Here is a 1,794-nt window from a genome sequence, read left to right as displayed (position 1 = left end):
AGGATCATCGGTCGGACTTGCCGATCTGGCGTTCTAATCGATATCCACGCAGCAAGGCCGGCGTTCACCCAAGGGGACGCCGGCCTTTTGCCGTTTGAACTTGGCGGTTCGCGCCACTATCGCGCTGATCCCACATCCGGCCGCTGAGCTTATGTTGGTTCCCGGCAGCTGTCAGCTAACGATGACTCTCTGCTGCCGCGCCATACCTACGCAAAAGCCCGCCCTCCAAGAATAGAGAGCGGGCTTTTCGAAAAGCGGTGGGTTAGGCGTAAGTGACGCCATCCGGTGTGGCAGCGTTAGCTGTACCGTAGTAGTAGTAGGTCGTGTCGCCGATGAGCTTCTCGCCCAGATAGTGGATCGACACTTGGTTGGGCGCGTTCAGGTCAAACTGACCACCAGGACCAGTGGTCGGATCGCTATTCAGGGGGCCTTCAGCGCCCGACAGGTCAAGAACTAAGTTCTTGCCAAACGTGACGGTATTCGCGCTATCACCGGTTCCCGTATCGTTCCGGTTGTGGATCAAGCTGGTAAAGACCAGCAGGTCATCGTCGCCAAAGCCGTCGATCGTATCGCTACCAAAATTTACCCCGAGTGCATTGTCGGTCAGAAGCGCAACCGAGTTGGTGCCGAAGTTGAATGTGTTGGAAGACACATCATTGTCGATCTTCAGGTTCTGGGTGATCGATGAGTCCGCACCGGTAGTGACATCGTCCTGGAAACCCTTGTCAAACCGGCCGAGCAGTGCGTCACGGGTATTAGAGTCTGCGTAAACATAGTTCTTCGTGCCGACTTCGTCCGGCTTGAAACCAAGGTACCGAATTTCCGTCACGCGCTCATTACCCGTGCCGAGAACGGAAAGGTTGTCATCACCTTTCCGAGAGTCACCCGAACCAAACCGGTCTACGTCAAGCTGGGCACCCGGTCCAAAGGCGATGTACCCATCATTATTCCCATCAAAAATCGCTTTATGGGTGATGATTGAGTCGTTGCTATCGAAGAACTGAAGAAGGTCATCACCGACGGCTCCATCAGCAATCACAAAAGCATCTGCAGCGTCAGTGCCGGAATAGACATCGCCATCTTCGCCGTTAGCTTCGACATTGATTACATGAGCGCTGGTGATTACAACACTATTATCACGAAAAGCCATATCAGTTACCCCTATTCAAAAGCTTAGACGTCAAAGCTTCCGTTAACATTCCATGCACAATTATTAAGCCGCCGTCAACCGCGTATTTTAAAAGGTTGGTGCGCTTGATTGATGAATATCGTTCCTAGAGGTTAACTAGCCTCGTGAAAACGAAGATCAAAGTCTGCAGTTGTTAACGGCTGCATAACCATCGAACGGCAGCGGAGTTCCAGCGTGCTATGAGGGTTAGGCGCTCCGTGCCATATTGATACATCTTGATTCTGCTGGCCCCGCTAAGCGGCGCGGACTTTCGAAAAAGGGTTAACTGCCCATTTCTGCGCGTGAGATCAGAGCAGTTGCTGCTAAGGTGTGCCATAAAGGAGTAAGCGGCGGAGCCTTAAACTGGGCGGTTCGAAAAATGGTGGATTTGACGTGAGAGCGGCCCAGGAGTGATCATACCAGTGTTGGTACGGGATCACGGGTAGGCTCTTGCTTCGTGGTGTGGATCTGATGGGCCGCTCAGCGCGACATGGGCATTATGCGGGTGCGATTCGCCCCTCGAGGCAGGCGAGGCGCTGAATGTTATAGGCCAAGTTGGCCTTGCCGATCCTGATCCGTGCTCGGGCCATGCCGATGGTGCGCACGACGAGCCCCATGCGGTGCTT

1 protein-coding gene and 1 pseudogene are annotated in these 1,794 nt (G+C 53.8%); both read right to left on the bottom strand.

Translation table 11 applies throughout. The features are described 5' to 3' along the window. Window positions 1–262: 262 nt before the first annotated feature. Window positions 263–1,150: a hypothetical protein gene (locus GV044_RS15850; RefSeq protein ID WP_159872655.1), complete on the bottom strand. Its 888-nt coding sequence runs from the start codon at window positions 1,148–1,150 to the stop codon at window positions 263–265. Window positions 1,151–1,665: 515 nt separating this feature from the next. After that, window positions 1,666–1,794, bottom strand: a pseudogene (locus tag GV044_RS15845) (IS5/IS1182 family transposase); the annotation flags it as partial.

Source organism: Novosphingobium sp. 9U (genome assembly GCF_902506425.1).
Lineage (GTDB): Bacteria > Pseudomonadota > Alphaproteobacteria > Sphingomonadales > Sphingomonadaceae > Novosphingobium.
Note: the sequence above shows the minus strand (reverse complement) of the source record. Positions and strands in the feature narration are given on the sequence as shown.